Raw genomic sequence first — 18,590 nt, 5'->3', positions numbered from 1 at the left:
GTCTCGACCGTCGTAAATATGCAACAGGCGATGGAATGCAGTCGTTGCGAAGCCGAAGTGGCTCGCATCGTTCTCAGCGTCGTCCCCGCGAAACGCCGGGCCCATAACCACAGGGAGGTGTTGTGGCAAGAGCAAGTAGTTGTAGCGGAGCACACAACAAGGCCTGTGGTTATGTGTCCCGGGACGACGGGGATAGATCTGATTCAAATTTCAAACAGCGGCCGCGTAGGATGGGTAGAGCGAACCGAAACCCGTCGCGATGGAGCAAGCGGCACCAATGATGGGTTTCGCTTCGCTCTACCCATCCTACGTCGGATTCTAACGGCGGATGTGAGTCCGCATTCTCGCGGCGCGTTACGCCCGAGCTTTGCGTCTTGTTCCACCCTCCTCGAGATCAGAGGGCGCAGGGAAAGCCGGGTGCTGGTTGCACCCGTGGGTCCCGTGCAACAAAAAGCACGGGGGTAGGACCACAGGTTCAACCGAAGCATTCCGGCTTTCCCTGCGCAGTGGTTTTAACGGTTTCCTTCGCGCTCTCCCCGGTGACCGGGCTTTCTTGCCACCGTCGTCCGCGGCAGCTCTTGCTGCTCGCGAGCTTAGCGCCAGCGTCGGGGCGCCAGGACCACACGACTTCGCCGTCCGTGAATGCCAAGCTCGTCAGTCGTGACACTCACGTCCACCGCATCTCACCGCAACGTTCGTGACGATCGCGAGCCGCCCCTCTCTCGGGTGAGACGCGCGGAGTTAAATCACTGATTTGCCCGACGGCGAAAGCGGAATGTTTTTTCCGCAAGGGCTGGACGAGGCAAATCACATTGATTGGCTTAAGGAAAATCGCGCGAATGATATGACGCCATCATGCTCGGGCAAAAGCGCGAAGCGCGTCTTCGCGCAGACGTCCCGGGCATCCACGTCCTTTGCGTCCGTGCACGGGAGAGACGTGGATGGCCGGGTCAAGCCCGGCCATGACGGAGGAGAGGATTGCGCGAATGCGTCCCCCTGTCATTCCGGGGCGTCCGAAGGACGAGCCCGGAATCCATTTCTTCCGCCCGTGCATGCGGTGGAATGGATTCCGGGTTCGCGCTTCGCGCGCCCCGGAATGACGGAGAGAGCCGGCTGCGATCTCAACCCGCCTGCATCGCGTGGGCGGCGGCAGTGTGGCGGCGGATCAGGTCGGTGACATCGAGACCGGGGATGGCGCCGTCGATCACAGCCCAGTTGCCACCGATCATCACGCGGTCGGCGCGGTGCGCGCCGCACAGCACCAGCGCGGCGAGCGGGTCGCCATGGCCGGAGAAGCGGAGTTCGTCGAGCTTGAACAGAGCGAGATCGGCGGCCTTGCCGACGGCGATCTCGCCGAGTTCGGGGCGGCCGACGCAGGCGGCGGAGCCCTTGGTGGCCCAGCGCAGCGCATCCTTGTGGCTGACGCGATCGACACCATAGCGCGCCCGCTGCACCAGGAAGGCCGCGCGCACCTCCTGCATCAGATTGGAGCCGTCGTTGGAGGCCGAGCCGTCGACGCCAAGGCCAATGCCGACGCCGGCCTCCTCCATCTCGCAAACCGGACAGCAGCCTGACGCCAGCACCTGATTGCTGCAGGCGCAATGGCTGATGCTGGTCCCCGCCTTGCCCAGTCGCTTCATTTCGCCGGCGTTGAAGTGGATGCCGTGTGCGAGCCAGGTGCGCCCATTGAGCCAGCCGCATTGCTCGAGATAATCGAGCGGCCGGCAGCGATGCATCTGTTCACAGAACCGGTTCTCGTCCTCGGTTTCGGCGAGATGAGTGTGCAGGCGCACATCGAGCTTGTCGGCGAGCTCTGCGGTCTTCTGCATCAGCGAGGTCGTCACCGAGAACGGCGAGCATGGCGCGAGTGCGATCTGCACCATCGCATCCTCGCCGCGTTCGTGATGCTTTGCGACCACGCGCGCACTGTCGGCCAGGATCGTATCCTCATCCTGCACGACGCTATCGGGCGGCAGGCCGCCGTCGCGCACCGACAGATTCATCGAGCCGCGCGTCAGCAGCACGCGCAAGCCGAGCCGTTTTGCGACGGCCACCTCGATATCGACGGCTTCCTCGAGCCCGGCGGGAAACACATAGTGGTGATCGGTCGTCGTGGTGCAGCCCGACAGCAGCAGTTCCGACATTGCAACGGTAACACCGAGCTGAAGCGATTCCGGCGTCAGCTTCGCCCAAACCGGATAGAGCGCCTTGAGCCAGGGGAATAGCTCGCGGTCGAGGGCGGCCGGAAGTGCCCTCGTGAGCGTCTGGTAGAAGTGATGATGAGTATTGATCAATCCCGGCAGGACAACGTGTTCGCCTGCGTCGAACACCAGCGGCGAAATGGCGGTCGGCTCCTTGCCGCGGCCGACCAATTCGACGATCTTGCCACCCTGAACCACGACGCCGCGTTCGGCGCCTTCGGCTAAGATGGATAGCGGATCCTTGATCCAGGTCGGCTGCGTTTGGTCCATGGTCCCACCATCTATCGAGAAGCACCGGCATTTGGCTTCGATGCAAGGACCGTCCCAATTGTGGCCAACGATTGGCGCCGGTCTTGCAAGGCTTCTTAAGTGAGCAAGACTCTTAAGCTAGGATGCATCCTGTTGAAAGCGTCGGCGTATCGATGGACTTGAACACGATTACGGAAGTCGCCCATCCGAAATCCCGGGCGCAACTGCCTGTTTGGACAGCAGGCGATGCTTGGCTGGCGGGCGGCACGTGGCTGTTCTCGGAGCCGCAGGCGCACTTAAGGCGGCTGATCGATCTCACCGACCTGAAATGGCCGGCGCTGACGATCGGCAACAGCGACTTCACCATCGCCGCCACCTGCACCGTGGCGCAGCTCGACGGCTTTGCCGGCCCGCCGGACTGGATCGCCGCACCCCTGATCAACCAGTGCTGCCGCTCGTTCCTCGCCTCCTTCAAGATCTGGAAGACCGCGACCGTCGGCGGCAATATCTGCATGTCGCTGCCGGCCGGGCCAATGATCTCTCTGACTTCGGCACTCGACGGCATCGCCACGATCTGGCAGCCCGATGGCGGGGAGCGGAAGCTTCCCATCACCGACTTGGTCACCGGCAGTCAGCAGAATTTGCTTCGACCCGGCGACCTGCTGCGGCAGATCGATATTCCGCTCGCGGCGCTGCGGCGACGCTCGGCATTTCGCCAGATCTCGCTGACGCCGGTCGGGCGCTCGGCAGCGCTCCTGATCGGAAGCATCGACAGCGAGGATGGCTTTGCGCTGACCGTGACCGCCTCGACGATACGGCCGATCAAGCTCCCCTTTGTCACCATCCCGGAGCAGGAGGAATTGCGCGAGACGATCCTGCAGCGCATCCCGGACAATCTGTATCACACCGACATCCACGGCAAACCGATCTGGCGCAAGCACATGACGCTGCGGCTCGCGGAAGAGATCCGCGCTGAACTCGGGGCGCAACCATGACCTTCGACATCAACGGCAAGACATTCTCGGAAACGCCGCGGGCCGGACAATGCCTGCGCACCTTCCTGCGCGACCTCGGGCATTTCGGCGTCAAGAAAGGCTGCGACGCCGGCGATTGCGGCGCCTGCACCGTGCTGCTCGACGGCGAGCCAGTGCATAGCTGCCTGATCCCCGCGTTCCGTGCCGAAGGGCATGCGGTCACCACCATCGAGGGATTTGCGCCTGACGGCGGCACCCATCCGCTGCAGCAGGCCTTCCTCGACGCGCAGGGATTCCAGTGCGGCTTCTGCACCGCCGGCATGATCCTGACCTGTGCGTCGCTGAACCAGGCGCAGCGGCAGGACCTCGGCGCCTCGCTCAAAGGCAATATCTGCCGCTGCACCGGCTATCGCTCGATCGAGGACGCGCTCGACGGCAAGACAAACATAGAGGACGCGGACGCAGGCACGGCTTTCGGCCGTAGCCTTCCGGCGCCGGCCGGGCCGCTCGTGGTGCGCGGAGCGGCGCGCTACACTTTCGATACCAAGTTGGAAGGCCTGCTGCACGTCAAGCTGCTGCGCTCGCCGCATCCGCACGCGAAGATCGTCAGGGTCGACAAGAGCGCGACGCTCGCGGTACCCGGCGTGCACGCCGTGCTGACCCATGAGGACGCGCCAAAGCTTCTGTTCTCGACCGCGCGGCATGAGAAGGACTGGATGGACCCCGAGGACACCCGCGTCCTCGACGACGTCGTCCGCTTCATCGGCCAGAAGGTCGCCGCTGTCGTGGCGGAGACCGAGGCCGCCGCGGAAGAAGGCTGCCGCCGCCTCAAGGTCGACTACGAACTGCTGCCCGCAGTGTTCGACCCCGCGGAGGCGATCGCACCGCGCGCCCCGGTCCTTCATGGCGACAAGACGGTCGAACATCGCATCACCAACCCCACGCGCAACCTCGTCGCGGAAACGCATGGCGAATATGGCGACGTTGCGAAGGGCCTCGCCGAGGCCGCCGTCACCTATGAGGGGACGTTCACGACTCAGCGCGTCCAGCATGCCGCGCTGGAGACCCATGGCGGGCTCGCCTGGATCGACACTGAGGGCATCCTCAATGTCCGCTCCAGCACGCAGGTGCCGTTCCTGACCCGGCGCGGGCTGTCGCAGATCTTCGCTCTGCCGCCTGATCGGATCAGAGTGTTCTGCGAACGCGTCGGCGGCGGCTTCGGCGGCAAGCAGGAGATGTTCGTCGAGGATATTCTTGCGCTCGCCGCGCTCAAGACCGGACGCCCGGTCAAGCTGGAATTCACCCGCGAGGAGCAGTTCATCGGCACCTCGACGCGGCATCCGATGCGCGTCACGGTCACGGCCGGCGCCGACAAGGACGGCAAACTGACGGCGCTGCAGCTTGACGTGCTCTCCAACACCGGCGCCTACGGCAACCATGCCGGACCCGTGCTGTTTCATGCCGTCAGCGAATGCATCAGCGTCTACAATTGTCCGAACAAGAAGGTCGACGCTGTCGTCGCCTACACCAACACGCTGCCGGCCGGCGCCTTTCGCGGCTACGGCCTGCCGCAAAGCCTGTTCGCCGTGGAAGCGGCGATCGACGAATTGGCAAAACAGCTCGGCATCAATCCGTTCGACTTCCGCCGCCGCAACGTCGTCAAGCCCGGCGATCCCATGCTGTCGCCGCCGCCGTCCGAATATCACGACGTGCTCTATGGCTCCTACGGGCTCGATCAGTGCCTCGATCTGATCGAGCGCGCGATGGCCGAGGACACGTCGCGGCATGGATTGTCGGCGGAGTGGCTGGTCGGCGACGGCATGGCGCTGACGATGATCGACACTGTCCCGCCGGCCGGGCACCTCTCCGATTCCAAAATCGCGCTACGCGAGGATGGTGGCTTCGAGCTGACGGTCGGCACCGCCGAGTTCGGCAACGGCACCAGCACGGTGCATCGCCAGATCGCGGCCAGCGCGCTGGCGACGACGGTCGATCGCATCGTCCTGAAGCAATCCGACACCGCGCATGGCGGCCACGACACCGGCGCCTATGGCAGCGCCGGCATTTTTGTCGCCGGACGCGCGACGCAGCATGCAGCCGAAAATCTCGCGGCCGCGATCAAGGCGTTCGCGGCGGAGATGAGCGAAGCGGATGCCGAGTCATGCTTGCTGGACAATGAAACTGTTGTCTGCGGCAAGCGGCGGCTGTCCTTCGCCGAGCTGGCGAAAGCGGCGAAGGCGCGCGGCAACCTGCTCGAAGCCAGCGGCAGCGCGCATGGCACGCCGCGCTCGGTCGCCTTCAACGTGCAGGGCTTTCGCGTCGCCGTGAACAAGGGCACCGGCGAAGTCAGGATCTTGAAGAGCGTGCAGGCGGCCGACGCCGGCCGCGTCGCCAACCCCATGCAATGCCGCGGCCAGATCGAAGGCGGCGTCGCGCAAGCGCTGGGCGCCACACTTTACGAAGAGCTCGTGATCGACGACGGCGGACGGGTGATCAATCCGAGGTTCCGCGACTATCATTTGCCCTCTTATGCCGACGTGCCGCGCACGGAAGTATTCTTTGCGGAGACGTCGGATGCGGTTGGGCCGATGGGCGCGAAGTCGATGAGCGAGAGTCCATACAACCCCGTCGCCGCCGCACTCGGCAACGCCATCGCCAACGCCACCGGCATCCGCTTCACCAGCGCGCCCTTCAAGCCGGACCGTTTGTTTCCGGCGCTGCATGAGAAGTATAGGTAGTCGCGAATGTCGCACCGTCGCTCTCCGCCGTCATTGCGAGGAACGAAGCGACGAAGCAATCCATATCTCCGCGAGTGGAGAGATGGATTGCTTCGCTTCGCTCGCAATGACGGAGTGTGTAGGTGGGCAAAGCGTAGCATGCCCACCATCACGCGCACCGCTCGCGATGGTGGGCACGCTTACGCCGTCGCTCGTGGACGGGTCGCGGCAAGTGAGTCGCTTTGCCCACCCTACGGGAGAGAACCCCTACCCCGCCCTACTGTGCACTCGATCTGGCCGTGCGGCTCATCGGTCGGGAGGAACACCTGGTTGTTGTTGTCGAGCCCGAACGCGGAGAGATTCATCGGGATGAAATGCATGTTCGGACAGGCCATGCTGATCTCGGAAATCTCCGGCACCGATGCGAGTGCGGCCTCGCCCATCCGGTAGAGGCTGTCCTGCACGCTCCAGCTATAGGTGGTCGAGAACAGCTCAAGAAGCACATCGAGGATCTTCGCATTCGTCGCCGGATAGCTCACGGGTTTGCCCGACCATTTCCACGACGCCACCATGCTGGTCGCGCAGATGCGGTCGTGGGTCTCGGCAAGCGTGGTGTAGGGGTCCTTGACGTAGTTCTCCCAGCCGGACTGGGTCGACTTCATGAAGGCGAAGCCGTCGATACCAGAGGCGAGCGCCATCGGTCCGCCGCGCGTCGCGGTGAGTTCGACGGTCGGCTTGCCGTTGCCGTCGAGCACGAAACTGTGCGGATGCGGCTTGCCGCCGAAGCTCAGCCTGTTCCACCTGGTCTCGTGCGAGGTGATGGATACCGACGACACCTGCGGATAGGTGTCGAAATATTTCTGCGCCAAAATCTGGCAGAATTCTTCCGCGGAGAGCCCGGTATTCTCGCGGGCGATGACGTTGACGACGTTCTTGATGGTGTCGGTCGACACTGTGTTGGAATTGTCCGCGTGCGTATAGGTGCGGGCGAAATCGCCTTCGAGCATCGCCTTGATGTTGAGCTGGCTGACCTCGTGCCTGTCGCCATCGCGATGAATGCGCATCACGCGCACGCGGCCCTTGCCGTAGCGGTTGTTGATCAGCGGCACGTGAAAGCCTCCACCGGTAAGTTTTGCGGGCGCGATCGCCCTGTCAGATCGATAATGAGCAACGTTTGTGCCAGCGGGCAAGCTGCAGGCACGGCAAAGTGAGTTGGCGTGACCTGCCACCCCTGCCACAATCTTCGCCATTGTTGCTGCGGCTTTCAGCAGCGGCGTCGGGTATCCGTCGTCACACACACAGGTCCTCATCCTGAGGAGACCGCAAAGCGGTCGTCTCGAAGGATGGCCGCGGGTACAGCGGGGGCCTCATGGTTCGAGACGCCGCGAAGAGCGCGGCTCCTCACCATGAGGAGCGGCAGGCGAGTGCGCGTCAACTGCCGCGATACGTCGCATAGCTCCAGGGCGTGACCAGGAGCGGGACGTGGAGATGGCCCTCGGGTTCGCTCACGGCAAAGCGCAGCGGGATGCGGTCGAGGAAGGGTGGATCGGAGAGCGGCACTTGCCGGCCGGCGAAATAGTCGGCGACGCTGAACAGGAGCTCGTATTTTCCAATCGGCACCGGACGGCCGCCGATCAGCGGCTGATCGGTGCGGCCGTCGGCGTTGGTTACCGCGCGCGTCACCACGCGGCTTGAGCCGAGATCGGACAGCTCGATCAATTCGACCGCGATGCCGGCGGCGGGCTTGCCGCTATGGGTGTCCAGCACATGCGTGGACAGGCGGCCATGTACGGCGAGGCGATCCTCGGCCGTCACGAGCTGGTCGAGCCGCAGCGCGGCGATGCGGCAGATCTCCTCGACCGATCGCTGCATCTCGGCCGGCACGTCGTTCGGCAGCCGCCGCTCGAAATCGCGCAGGATCGAATCCTTGGTATGGCGGCGGACCGAGACGATATAGGGAAAACCGAATTTCGTGCGATAGGCGTTGTTGACGCGCTCGAACGCGTCATATTCGGCATCCGACAACCGGTCGAGGCCGGCGCTGTTCTGCTCTGCATCGGATTCGGCGGTGAGGCCCGCGGCGCGCTGGGTCTTGTCGGCGAGATCGGGATGCGCCTTGATCAGCGCGAGCCGTAGCTCAGCCGGTGCGCGCTCCACCGCGGCCTTCATCGCCGTGAACAACACGTTGATGCCGGCGAACGGCCGCAGCAACGCCACTTCTTCGGCGATCCACGGCGAATGCTCGAAGATGTTGGCAAGCGCCGCGACAAATTCGTCGCGGCTCTTGTTGTTGAGATCGGCGATTGTGATCGACATCCGCCTATCCGATGCTGAAGGCATGTTCGGCGAACTGCTTGTGATGGGCGTACCAATGCTCAGCGATCTGCAGCCGGGTCGGCACCCAGACGCGGTCGTGCTTTCCGATGTAGTCGAGGAAGCGCATCAAGGCCGCGACGCGGCCGGGGCGGCCGACCAGGCGGCAATGCAGGCCGATTGGCATCATCTTCGGCGACGTCTCACCTTCGGCATAGAGCACATCAAAACTGTCCTTCAGATAGGTGAAGAACTGATCGCCGCCGCCAAAGCCCTGCGGGTTGACGAAGCGCATGTCGTTGGCATCGAGGGTGTACGGGATCACCAGATGCGGCTCCAAGCCCGCCGCCTTGATCCAGTAAGGGAGATCGTCGGCATAGGAATCGCAGAGGTAAGCGAGGCCGCCCGCCTCCATCAAGAGCCGGAGCGTATTGATCGAGGACCGCCCGGTGTACCAGCCGCGCGGCCGCGCGCCCGTCGCCTCGGTGTGCACGCGGATCGCTTCCGCGATCTCGGCGCGCTCCTCGCTCTCCGACATGTCCTTGTGCTCGACCCACCTGAGGCTGTGGCTCGCGATGTCCCAGCCCGCCTCCTTCATCGCGGCAACGATCTCGGGATTGCGCTTCAATGCCATCGCGACGCCGAACACGGTGGTCGGCAATTTGCGTTCGCCGAACATACGCCACAGCCGCCAGAAGCCGGCGCGCGAGCCATATTCGAACATCGATTCGATGTTGGCATGGCGCTGGCCCGGCCAGGGCTGCGCGCCGAGCACATCCGACAGGAACGCTTCCGAGGCGTTGTCGCCATGCAGGATGTTGTTCTCGCCGCCCTCCTCGAAATTCACCACGAACTGCACGGCGATGCGGGCATTGCCCGGCCATTTCGGATCGGGCGGGTTGCGGCCATAGCCGCGAAGATCGCGCGGATATGCTTCGGTCACTAAACTTCCTCGAAACGAATCTTCTGCGCGCCCTTCCAGAGCACGGTCTTGCCGAAGGTAACGAGGTTCTCGAGCCCCGACGTCAGCGTGATGAAATGGTTGCCGGCGAGCTGACCCATCTTGCTTGCGAAATGCACGCCGCCATAGGCGAGCAGGATCTCGGTTTCGCTGATGCCGCCGGGATAGAGGATGATCTGGCCGGGCGCCGGATAGCTGGTGTGGTTCTCATAGGAGACGCCAAAGTCGAGATCGCCGAGCGGCATCCAGACCCCCTCGCCGCTCCAGCGGACATGGATCGCCTGGCTCTCGAACGGCATCGCCTTGCGAAACGCCGCAACCGTCTTCGGCGCCAGCGCCTCCTCAAAGCGCGCGTCGAATTTGAAGTCACCGGCATGGACAATCAGTGTGCTCATTGATCTCTTCTCTTGGATCTCTGCTGTTGTGTAGCTGGGAACCGCCTCTCGCTACCGCATTGCAGCGCGGCATCGGAAGCAAGGACCATTCCAGAGGCAGCGTTGGCCTAGTTTCTCCGATCGTACGACCAGCCGAACAGGCCGCTGCGCTGCGTCTCAGGCTCGGGCGGCGGCGCCTCCTTGGCCTCGGCCTGCGGCGGCGGTGCAGGCGGCGCCGGCAGGTTCTCGCATTTCAAGGAGTAGACCAGTTCGCCTTTCGCAGTGCGGCCGATCGGAGCGCAATCGTCCGCCCGCGCGACCGCGCCTTTTGTCGCACCTTTGGTCTCCTTTGGCACCAGTTGGGTCTGCGCCACGGCCAGCGAGGAGACTGGCGCGGCGACCAACAGCAACACTGGTAAAAACTTCTTCATCGGCCTCACTCGTTGGGAATCCTTTGCCTTATTGAACCGGACCGGCACCGGTCACTCCATGATAGCGCGAACCGCCTGTAATACCTGCTGAATATTTAGCCGTGACCAAGAAATTTGCTCGCCGCTTCGTGATGGGCGCAACCGTACTAACCGTCAGCGCACATCGCTATCTCACTCTTTAGCGCTGAGGTGCGAGCCGCACAGGCCTCGCAGACGAAGCGTGATAAAGCCGGGAGAACCACATGAAGACATTCCTCACCATCTTTGGGTCAGTTTTGATTATTGCATCATCCGTCCAGTTCGCTGCGGCAGCGCAGCGTCCTCACCACTACAAATCGGACCGCGTCGTGGTGCGCCAGCAGCCGTGTCCCTGCAATTCCTATGCGGCCTGGCCTGCTCCGTCCCCTGAGATGTACGACTACCCGCCGAGCGTCTTCACTGGTGGCTGGTCGGCACCCGCCGGCCGCTGAGCCGATCGAGGCTGAACGCAACAAAGGCCGGCCGCGAACATCGCGGTCGGCCTTTTTGTGTAACATGACCTCGCAACCTTCAGACGGGAGAGAATGATGACGACAGCGACATTGCGCGGGCATGTGGCACTCGTGACCGGAGGTTCGCGCGGCATCGGTGCCGCGATCGTGCGCGCGCTGGCAGAGCAAGGCGCGGCCGTGGCGATCAACTATCGCGAGCGCGCGGGCGAAGCGGATGCGCTGGCAAAGGAGATCACGGCCGCGGGCGGAAAGGCGATCGCGGTCGGCGCGGATGTTTCGCAAGGGCCGGCGGTTGCGGAGCTGGTGCAGCGCGCCACCGGCGAGCTCGGCCCGATCGACATCCTCGTCAACAATGCCGGCATCGCGATCACGCGCGGGGTCGACGATCTCACCGAAGCCGATTTCGATTCCACCATCGCGGTGAACCTGAAATCGGTGTTCCTGTGCACGCAGGCGGTGCTGCCGGCGATGCGCGCCAAGCAATGGGGCCGCATCGTCAACATCTCCTCGGGAGCGGCACGCGGCGCCGGCGCGATCGGGCCGCACTACAATGCATCGAAGGCCGGCGTCGAGGGATTGACGCGCGGCTATGCCGCACGCCTCGTCAAGGAGGGCATCACCGTCAACGCGGTTGCGCCCTCGCTGATCGAGACCGACATGATGAAGGGCCAGCCAAATCTGGTCGCCCGGATTCCGCTCGGCCGTTTCGGCACCGCCGACGAAGTCGCGCAGGCCGTCATGATGCTGATAGGCAACGCCTACATGACCGGCCAGACCGTCGCCATGAGCGGCGGCATGGCGTTCAACTAGGCGGTAGACTCATGAACGGCAGCCAACCAGGTACTGCGATGGCGAGATCGAGATCGTAGCGAACTCCCCTTGGCCTCTACCTGGGCCGAGGCTCTTTTGCGTTTTGAGTTTCCTCGTTTGTAGGCTTGAGCATCGCTTTGAGCTGTTCTTCGAGCGATCGCGGCGAAATTCCGAGCACGGCAAATCCTGGCCGGCTGCCCGAAGCCGTCGTGTCGATCTGCATAAGCTCAACCTGATTGCGCGTGAGCGGCGGGTGCGGCAGGATTTCACCGAGGCCTGCGACGGCATGCCAGAAACCAAAGGGTATGCGCACCAAGGCCGGTCGCAATCCTGCGGTGCGCGCAATCGTCCGCAGGAGCTCCTCGTACGAGTAAATGCGCGGACCGGCCAGTTCGTAGATAGGATACGGTCTTTGTGGTTGCCGCAGGACTTGTGCGATCGCCGCGGCGACGTCGTCCACGTGCACCGGCTGAAGCCTCGTCCTGCCGTCGCCGAATAGCGGATAAGCCGGCAACGTCCGAAGCAGCCCAAGAATTGTGGTGAGAAAGGTGTCGTCCGGTGCGAACATGACCGCCGGGCGGATAACGACTGCGCCAGGGAATGCGGCTTGCACGGCCGCCTCACCCTCACCGCGACTGCGAATATAGGGCGAGCGCGAGGCGGCATCAGCGCCTATTCCCGATAGGTGCACAAACCGTTTGGTCCCGGCCCGCCGTGCCACAGCAGCGATCCTGGCGGCCGCTTCGACGTGCACCGAATGATATGTGTCGCCTCCATGCTCGAGGTACAGGCTGATCGCGTTGATGACGCCGTCGGCACCCGCAATTGCAGCCTCTATGGAGCGCTCGTCATGTGCATCGGCGATGATCTGCTCCACGTTGTCACCTTCGGTCCGCGCGGGATGCCGCGAGGCCATACGCACTGTAACGGTGGAGTCGCTCAAATGGCGCACGACGCGACGACCAACAAAGCCCGTCCCCCCGAACACGGTCACGCGGTTCATGGCCTGGCCCATCCCACGATCCTGTGCGACGCTCTTCATTGACCCGCCGAGCGCCGCGCGCACCACCTCAGCGGCCTGCGCCGGCGAACTGCCTTTGTTGAGATGATGTGAGATCACCTCAATCAATATTTGCGCTGCAGGGCCGACCGCTTGCCACTCGATCCTGGCTTCATCGATCAGCGGCTGCGCTTCATTATAGAGCGCTTGTGCCTGTTCGATGATCGGATGTGCCTTGTTGAAAAGATCGATCAGCGCCCTGGTCGCTGGCAATGACTGTTCAATTTGCTCAAGCTGCGCATCGCTGAGACCGGAAGCGTGACCAATGACCTCAATGAGCAAGTGTTTCAGCATTGCGCACTCTCCTTCTGGCGGCCGCGCTCGCCACCCAAAGTTCCCATGAAGCCGCCGAGTTCTACAAATCGGCCGCAACAATTCTGAAGGGTCTATGAATGCACCGTTCAGTCAACATTGCAAAAACGGAGCTGATAATCCGCAGGAGCATTTTGCCACGACGGGACGCGGCACCAAATGAAGCGGCTTCTGATGATCGGACTTGCCTGCTGTGCCTTTGGGCTCGCGCCAACGACGCCGGGGTCGGCTATGCCCGCGGCAACGCCTTATACGCTCGGCGGCGCCGATGGGGCAGTGATTCAGGTCAGAGGCGGCCATGGACATGGGCATGGGTGGGGCCATCACGGCGGTCGCGGCCACCACTACGGCTGGTATCGGGGCCGCCACCATGGCTGGCGGCATCATCGCCATTGGTGGTGATTTTTACCCGAAGGCCAAAAAGGGGCTGCAGTCGTTGGTGGCCCGCTTTTCCGCTCAATGTCGCAATCAAGGAGTTTCGCAGTTCGGTCGCATCGCTGATAGAACCAGTTGGGAGCCGATGAGCGGACCTTGGTTGCGTGGGAGGAAGGTCATGACGACTTCCATGTCGAAATTCAGGTCAAAGTTCACCGCATGCGCTGCCGTGCTGGCTTGCGCGATGGTCCTGTCGGTCGCGGCATATGCCAGAGGCGGTGGTGGCCACGGCGGCGGCGGTGGCTTTCACGGCGGTGGAGGCTTTCACGGCGGTGGCTTTCACGGCGGTGGCGGCTTTCGTGGCGGTGGCGGCTTTCGTGGCGGTGGCGGCTTTCGTGGCGGCGGCTTCCATGGGGGAGGCTTCCATGGGGGAGGCTTTCGTGGGGGCGGCTTCCACATCGGCGGAAGACACTTCGGTGGCGGCCGTGGATTCGCCGCAAGACCTCATTTTGCCCCGCGGGTAGGCCGTTCGTTTGCGCGGCCGAGCTTCCATGGCGGCCGTTCGTTCAGCCAGCGATCGTTCGCGCCGCACAACAGAACCGCAGCGGTCGGCGCCTCGGCGCTAAGGGCGAGGCCCGTCAACGTCGCGCGGAACGCCAACGCCGTGCGGCGTTCACTGAACGCGCGCCCGATCAACCGGGCGCTGAACAACACCGGCGCGCTGCGCGATCCGCGCACCCGCGCGTTCATCACCGCGAGCGTGGCCACGGCGGCGTGGCATGGTGGCAACTGGTCGTGGTGGCGCCACCGCAATGGCGGTTTTGGGTGGGTCGGCCCCTTGTTCTGGCCGTTCGCTTTCTATGACATTTATGATTACGCTTTCTGGGGCTATCCCTATGATGATGCGTTCTGGGGCTATGGCTACCCGGACCTCTATGCCGGCATCTTCGGCCTTTACGGCTACGATGACCTGATGGGCTATGCGGGCTACCTGCCGGGCCATGCCAGCCGGCGCGGAGGCAGCCTCGACACCTATGCCTATGCGCCGTCGAACGGCCGGACCAATCTCGCGCAAATGTGCGGCGACGATAGCCGCGTGATCGCTGGGCTGCCCATCGAGGCATTCCAGAATGCAATCCAGCCGAACGAGGCACAGCGCGCCGCGCTCGACGAACTCGCCAACGCTTCGGAAAAGGCCGCTGCAGGTCTCAAGGCCTCCTGCCCCACCGACATTGCGCTCACGGCCCCAAGCCGGCTTGCGGCGATGCAGCAGCGCATCGAGGCGATGATCGTCGCGGTGCAGACGGTGCAAGGGCCGCTCGATAAGTTCTACGGCCTCCTGAGCGATGAGCAGAAGGCGCAGATCAATGCACTTTCCATTATGCGCCAGCGTCCGGGCCGGACCGCGGCGAGAGCCGGCCCGGCTGGACCAGCCTGCGATGTGACGCAACCGACGCTGAGCGAGTGGCCGACCGCCATAATCGAGCAATCGGTCAGGCCGACCGACCAGCAGCGCCGATATCTTGACGCGCTTCAGGGCGCCGCTGCCCAGGCCGCGGACACGCTGAAGGCATCGTGTCAGATCCGGCCGGAGGACGCGCTGACGCCGCCGGCACGCCTCATAGCCGTCGGCCAGCGGCTCGACACGATGCTGCAAGCGGTAAAGACCGTGCACAAGGCGATGGATGACTTCTATGGATCGCTGACCGACGAGCAGAAAGCGGCCTTCGACGCGATTGGTCCGCAGCAGGCTGGCGGGCGCCGACACGTCCGCGGGCGGGCGTCGGCAGACGACGCGCGGTGGGGTCGCATAGGATAAGTCTCCGCGCCTCGCGGACGTAGCCTTCGTCCGCGTCACGCCGAGGGTTTATGGGTACGCGGCTCAGCGAGACGGATGCGATAGCTCAGCGATCGGCTCGCACCGGGCGCGATCTGCATCAGGCCGGGCTTGCCTGTGAACTCACCATCAAAATCCACCGGGCTGGCATAGCCGTGCCACGGCTCGATGCACAGGAATGGCACGCCGCCGGGCTTTGACCAGATGCCGAGTTCGCGGAAGCCGTCCCACGCAACTTCGATCGACGGCCCACGATCGGCGGCATAGCGCACCGAGGTGCTGGCGAGCTGGTCGAGGATCACAGCGTCATCGTCGAACAGCCGCTCGGAGAGTGCGAGCGTTCCGCCTTTGACCGGGGATGGCTGCGCGTCCGGCCGCATCAGACCGCCCTCGAGCCGGCGGATCGGCGCGGGCTCGTCATCCGGGAAGGTCAGCGTGTAGGCTTGCTTCGCAAGGCCCGGAAGCAGCGGCCAGCCGAACGCGGGGTGTCCGCCGAGCGACGCCGGCAGCGTCTCGTTGCCGGGGTTGGCGATCTCGAACGTCACCTCCAGATCGGCGCCCCGTGCCGCGTACGTCACCTCCAGGCGGAAGGCGAAGGGATAGCTGGCGCGGGTCGCATCATTGTCCACGAGCACCAGCTTGCAGGACGCGTCCTCGCGCGAGACCCATTCAAACCGCTGATCGCGCGCAAAACCGTGCTGCGTCATGGGGTAGGTCTTTCCCTTGTGGCGCAGCTCGTCGTTCTTCAGCCGCCCGACAATGGGAAACAACAGCGGCGCATGTCGCGGCCATTCCGGCCCAGCCTGCCACAACAGCTCGAGCCCGTCCGCACTCTTCAGCGAACACAGCTCGGCGCCAGCGGCCTTGATCGTCGCGGTAATCGCGTCGCTAGCGATGATGTGGGTGTCCGTGCTCATGTCTGACCTCGCGGGAAAGCGCGCCAATCCCTGTATATTTTTTGGGCTGACGATGTCGAGACTTTCATCTTGCCGCGACAATCGCGGTTATGTGAGCCTCCCCGGAAAGCCGCTGTTCGGAAGCGAATTTGCGGCTGTTCCGATGCGAGCAGAGCTCGTTCCAAGAAAGTCAGGTCATGTTCAAACGGCTGTTGTTTGCCTTCCTCCTTACCACCGCTAGCGTCGGTACCGCGATGGCGCAGGAATCGCCAAGGATGGGAGGCGTGATCAACACCGTGATCCAGCCTGAACCGCCCGGCCTGATGCTGGCGATGATCCAGAACGGCCCGACCCAGATGGTGTCAGGCAATATCTTCGAGGGGTTATTGCGCTACAGCCCGAAGCTGGAGCCGCTGCCCGGCCTCGCGGAAAGCTGGACGGTCAGCCCGGACGCCAAGGTCTACACCTTCAAGCTCAAGCCTGATGTGACCTGGCATGACGGCAAGCCGTTCACCTCGGCCGACGTGCTGTTCTCGATCGACATGTTGAAACAGACCCATGCGCGCGCCCGCAACAATTTGTTGCAGGTGGAGAAGGTCGAGGCGCCCGATGACCTCACCGTGGTGTTCACGCTCAAGGAACCGTTCGGACCGTTCCTCGGCATTTTCGAGGTCGGCTCGATGCCGATGATCCCGAAGCATCTCTATGCGGGCACCGACTTCAAGACCAACGCTTACAACAATGCGCCTGTTGGCACCGGTCCCTTCATGTTCAAGGAATGGAAGAAGGGCTCGTTCATTCACCTCGTGAAGAACCCAAACTACCACGAGAAGGGCAAGCCGTATCTCGATGAGATCTATTGGCAAATCATTCCCGACGCCGCGGCGCGTTCGGTGGCGTATGAGACCGGAAAGGTCGACGTGTTGCCCGGCGGCTCCGTGGAGAATTTCGACGTGCCACGCCTGTCGAAGCTGAAGAACACATGCGTGACCGGCGCCGGCTGGGAGTTCTTCAGCCCGCTCGCCTGGCTGTGGCTCAACAACCGCCAGGGTCCGACCGCGAACAAGAAGGTGCGTCAGGCGATCCTGTATGCGATCGACCGCAACTTCGCCAAGGACGTGATCTGGAATGGGCTCGGCAAGGTCGCAACCGGCCCGTCATCCTCGGCCGTCAAGTTCTACACCGACGACGTGCCGAAATATGACTTCAACCCCGCCAAGGCCAAGGCGCTGCTCAAGGAAGCCGGCTACAATGGCGAGAAGGTCCGCCTGCTGCCGCTTGCCTATGGCGAGACCTGGCAGCGCTGGGGCGAAGCCGTGAAGCAGAACCTGCAGGACGTCGGCATGAACATCGAGATGATCGCAACCGACGTGCCCGGCGGCAACCAGAAGATCAGCGATTGGGATTACGATATCGCCTTCACCTACCTCTATCAGTACGGCGATCCAGCGCTGGGCGTCGGCCGCAACTACGTCTCCAGTGCCATCGCCAAGGGCCAGATGTTCAACAATGTCGAGGGATATTCGAACCCCGAGATCGACAGGCTGTTCGCTGAAGGTGCGGTCGCAACACCCGACTCCAAGCGCAAGGAAATCTACGAGAAAGCGCAGAAGATCCTGGTTGAGGATGTGCCGGTTGCCTGGATGCTGGAATTGCAGTTTCCGACCATCACGCGCTGCAAGGTGAAGAACCTCATCACGACAGCGATCGGCGTCAATGACGGCTTTCGCGACGCCTGGATCGAGAAATAACGATCTCGAATGAGATCATGTCAAATTGCGTCCGCGATGGACACTGTGCTCCCTGTCCCGCTTACGGAGGAAGGCTAGCTGGGTCGGGGTATCTTCGCAATCCACACTGTCCGATCGTGGGGAAAGAGCCAACCCGAAATAGCCTATGGTGACGCCGCTAATGGCCTGAATTTACTTCCGCTTTCGGCGGCATAGCGGACATGGCCGGGCTGGCCGCCATTTCGCGCGAATGTGAAGGCTTTCGGATGCCGGCCGCCGAATACGCGGCGCCGTCTATCAAGCGGCCGGCGTCCGAAAGCCTTCACAAAGGAGGAAACCGCGCTGGGGGGACGTAGGACGATGCCGCGTGATCGAGCTAAGTCGTGTCAAACAACCTTCAGACGATCAATAGGGTCGTCTATGGGGATTTAATGTTTGGCGGCACTCGTACTTTCAAGGACTTGGCCGTAGTAAAAATACCACACCACACAATCTAAACGTGAGTTCTTCGATATTCGAATCTCATGAGGCAAACTGATCTCTATCAATCTGGAAAGCCTCCGGAGCCACTGAGCCGAAACTGTTTTGAGTTGCTCGTCAAGAGCATCACGCCATTTGTAACTCTGCTTGCGTCGAGATTCCTGGACTGGGTCCAACGAGCGCGATGGTGCACACAATCACGGTCGAGAATGCCGGGTTCGAGTTGGCTCTTGTGCAATGGGGGTGCTTCGCCACGAACTTCCAGATCAGCAGACCCTCGATCATCCGATCATTGCCAACGGGCTAATTGCACCGCTCGTCACGATGACCTGTCGCCTATTGTTTCGCCGTGTCGCCAGCCGCGGCGTTCTACCGCGCG

At 63.0% G+C, this 18,590-nt stretch carries 14 protein-coding genes; 6 read left to right on the top strand and 8 right to left on the bottom strand.

Annotation, left to right across the window (positions count from 1 at the left end; all coding sequences use genetic code 11):
- Positions 1 to 1,121: 1,121 nt before the first annotated feature.
- Positions 1,122 to 2,471 carry an 8-oxoguanine deaminase gene (locus tag AC5ZG1_RS25855; RefSeq protein ID WP_496134439.1) on the bottom strand — a complete coding sequence of 450 codons (1,350 nt, stop codon included), beginning with the start codon at positions 2,469 to 2,471 and terminating at the stop codon, positions 1,122 to 1,124.
- A gap of 152 nt (positions 2,472 to 2,623) precedes the next feature.
- On the opposite strand from AC5ZG1_RS25855, the gene AC5ZG1_RS25850 reads away from it, so the two are divergent.
- Complete coding sequence (locus AC5ZG1_RS25850) at positions 2,624 to 3,445, top strand: FAD binding domain-containing protein (RefSeq protein WP_456643962.1); 822 nt, start codon at positions 2,624 to 2,626, stop codon at positions 3,443 to 3,445.
- Positions 3,442 to 6,162: a molybdopterin-dependent oxidoreductase gene (locus tag AC5ZG1_RS25845; protein WP_496134438.1), complete on the top strand. Its 2,721-nt coding sequence runs from the start codon at positions 3,442 to 3,444 to the stop codon at positions 6,160 to 6,162. The genes AC5ZG1_RS25850 and AC5ZG1_RS25845 overlap by 4 nt, the downstream gene beginning before the upstream one ends.
- A 230-nt stretch (positions 6,163 to 6,392) precedes the next feature.
- Here the strand turns inward: AC5ZG1_RS25845 and pucL are convergent, their stop codons facing one another.
- From pucL to AC5ZG1_RS25820, 5 genes are all read right to left on the bottom strand, one after another.
- Positions 6,393 to 7,250, bottom strand: a complete 858-nt coding sequence (pucL, locus tag AC5ZG1_RS25840) for a factor-independent urate hydroxylase (protein WP_496134437.1) — start codon at positions 7,248 to 7,250, stop codon at positions 6,393 to 6,395.
- Between the two features lie 322 nt (positions 7,251 to 7,572).
- Complete coding sequence (gene uraD, locus AC5ZG1_RS25835; RefSeq protein ID WP_456643959.1) at positions 7,573 to 8,457, bottom strand: 2-oxo-4-hydroxy-4-carboxy-5-ureidoimidazoline decarboxylase; 885 nt, start codon at positions 8,455 to 8,457, stop codon at positions 7,573 to 7,575.
- 4 nt (positions 8,458 to 8,461) lie between these two features.
- Positions 8,462 to 9,397, bottom strand: a complete 936-nt coding sequence (gene puuE / locus AC5ZG1_RS25830) for an allantoinase PuuE (RefSeq protein WP_496134436.1) — start codon at positions 9,395 to 9,397, stop codon at positions 8,462 to 8,464.
- Complete coding sequence (locus AC5ZG1_RS25825; RefSeq protein WP_496134435.1) at positions 9,397 to 9,810, bottom strand: DUF3830 family protein; 414 nt, start codon at positions 9,808 to 9,810, stop codon at positions 9,397 to 9,399. Before AC5ZG1_RS25825 ends, puuE begins: the two co-directional genes overlap by 1 nt.
- 107 nt (positions 9,811 to 9,917) lie before the next feature.
- Entirely contained in the window at positions 9,918 to 10,220 is a 303-nt protein-coding gene (locus AC5ZG1_RS25820) for a hypothetical protein (protein WP_130230108.1), read from the bottom strand.
- Positions 10,221 to 10,462: 242 nt separating this feature from the next.
- On the opposite strand from AC5ZG1_RS25820, the gene AC5ZG1_RS25815 reads away from it, so the two are divergent.
- Both AC5ZG1_RS25815 and AC5ZG1_RS25810 read left to right on the top strand, forming a co-directional pair.
- Entirely contained in the window at positions 10,463 to 10,690 is a 228-nt protein-coding gene (locus AC5ZG1_RS25815; protein WP_456643957.1) for a hypothetical protein, read from the top strand.
- A 96-nt stretch (positions 10,691 to 10,786) separates the two neighbouring features.
- On the top strand, positions 10,787 to 11,521 hold the full coding sequence (locus AC5ZG1_RS25810; protein ID WP_496134434.1) for an SDR family NAD(P)-dependent oxidoreductase: 735 nt from the start codon (positions 10,787 to 10,789) through the stop codon (positions 11,519 to 11,521).
- A gap of 76 nt (positions 11,522 to 11,597) precedes the next feature.
- Here AC5ZG1_RS25810 and AC5ZG1_RS25805 read toward each other — a convergent pair whose 3' ends face one another.
- Positions 11,598 to 12,875, bottom strand: a complete 1,278-nt coding sequence (locus tag AC5ZG1_RS25805) for a complex I NDUFA9 subunit family protein (protein ID WP_496134433.1) — start codon at positions 12,873 to 12,875, stop codon at positions 11,598 to 11,600.
- Positions 12,876 to 13,446: 571 nt separating this feature from the next.
- Here AC5ZG1_RS25805 and AC5ZG1_RS25800 point away from each other — a divergent pair.
- Positions 13,447 to 15,087 carry a Spy/CpxP family protein refolding chaperone gene (locus AC5ZG1_RS25800; RefSeq protein ID WP_496134432.1) on the top strand — a complete coding sequence of 547 codons (1,641 nt, stop codon included), beginning with the start codon at positions 13,447 to 13,449 and terminating at the stop codon, positions 15,085 to 15,087.
- Positions 15,088 to 15,122: 35 nt separating this feature from the next.
- On the opposite strand, the gene AC5ZG1_RS25795 is transcribed toward AC5ZG1_RS25800, so the two are convergent.
- Positions 15,123 to 16,022 carry an aldose 1-epimerase family protein gene (locus AC5ZG1_RS25795; RefSeq protein ID WP_496134431.1) on the bottom strand — a complete coding sequence of 300 codons (900 nt, stop codon included), beginning with the start codon at positions 16,020 to 16,022 and terminating at the stop codon, positions 15,123 to 15,125.
- A 176-nt stretch (positions 16,023 to 16,198) separates the two neighbouring features.
- Between AC5ZG1_RS25795 and AC5ZG1_RS25790 the strand changes: the two genes are divergently transcribed.
- Positions 16,199 to 17,752 (top strand): ABC transporter substrate-binding protein, encoded by a 1,554-nt coding sequence (locus AC5ZG1_RS25790; protein WP_496134430.1) that lies wholly within the window; start codon positions 16,199 to 16,201, stop codon positions 17,750 to 17,752.
- Positions 17,753 to 18,590 lie beyond the last annotated feature (838 nt).

This window comes from Bradyrhizobium sp. Leo78 (genome assembly GCF_059512425.1).
This window is presented reverse-complemented; position numbering and strand designations above follow the sequence as displayed.

What these genes read in the sequence shown, in the direction of transcription:
- AC5ZG1_RS25795 (WP_496134431.1), bottom strand. Translation starts at nt 16,022, where the DNA reads ATGAGCACGGACACCCACATCATCGCTAGCGACGCGATTACCGCGACG.
- AC5ZG1_RS25815 (WP_456643957.1), top strand. Translation starts at nt 10,463, where the DNA reads ATGAAGACATTCCTCACCATCTTTGGGTCAGTTTTGATTATTGCATCA.
- AC5ZG1_RS25800 (WP_496134432.1), top strand. Translation starts at nt 13,447, where the DNA reads ATGACGACTTCCATGTCGAAATTCAGGTCAAAGTTCACCGCATGCGCT.
- AC5ZG1_RS25810 (WP_496134434.1), top strand. Translation starts at nt 10,787, where the DNA reads ATGACGACAGCGACATTGCGCGGGCATGTGGCACTCGTGACCGGAGGT.
- AC5ZG1_RS25820 (WP_130230108.1), bottom strand. Translation starts at nt 10,220, where the DNA reads ATGAAGAAGTTTTTACCAGTGTTGCTGTTGGTCGCCGCGCCAGTCTCC.
- AC5ZG1_RS25790 (WP_496134430.1), top strand. Translation starts at nt 16,199, where the DNA reads ATGTTCAAACGGCTGTTGTTTGCCTTCCTCCTTACCACCGCTAGCGTC.
- AC5ZG1_RS25825 (WP_496134435.1), bottom strand. Translation starts at nt 9,810, where the DNA reads ATGAGCACACTGATTGTCCATGCCGGTGACTTCAAATTCGACGCGCGC.
- uraD (WP_456643959.1), bottom strand. Translation starts at nt 8,457, where the DNA reads ATGTCGATCACAATCGCCGATCTCAACAACAAGAGCCGCGACGAATTT.
- AC5ZG1_RS25845 (WP_496134438.1), top strand. Translation starts at nt 3,442, where the DNA reads ATGACCTTCGACATCAACGGCAAGACATTCTCGGAAACGCCGCGGGCC.
- AC5ZG1_RS25855 (WP_496134439.1), bottom strand. Translation starts at nt 2,471, where the DNA reads ATGGACCAAACGCAGCCGACCTGGATCAAGGATCCGCTATCCATCTTA.
- AC5ZG1_RS25805 (WP_496134433.1), bottom strand. Translation starts at nt 12,875, where the DNA reads ATGCTGAAACACTTGCTCATTGAGGTCATTGGTCACGCTTCCGGTCTC.
- AC5ZG1_RS25850 (WP_456643962.1), top strand. Translation starts at nt 2,624, where the DNA reads ATGGACTTGAACACGATTACGGAAGTCGCCCATCCGAAATCCCGGGCG.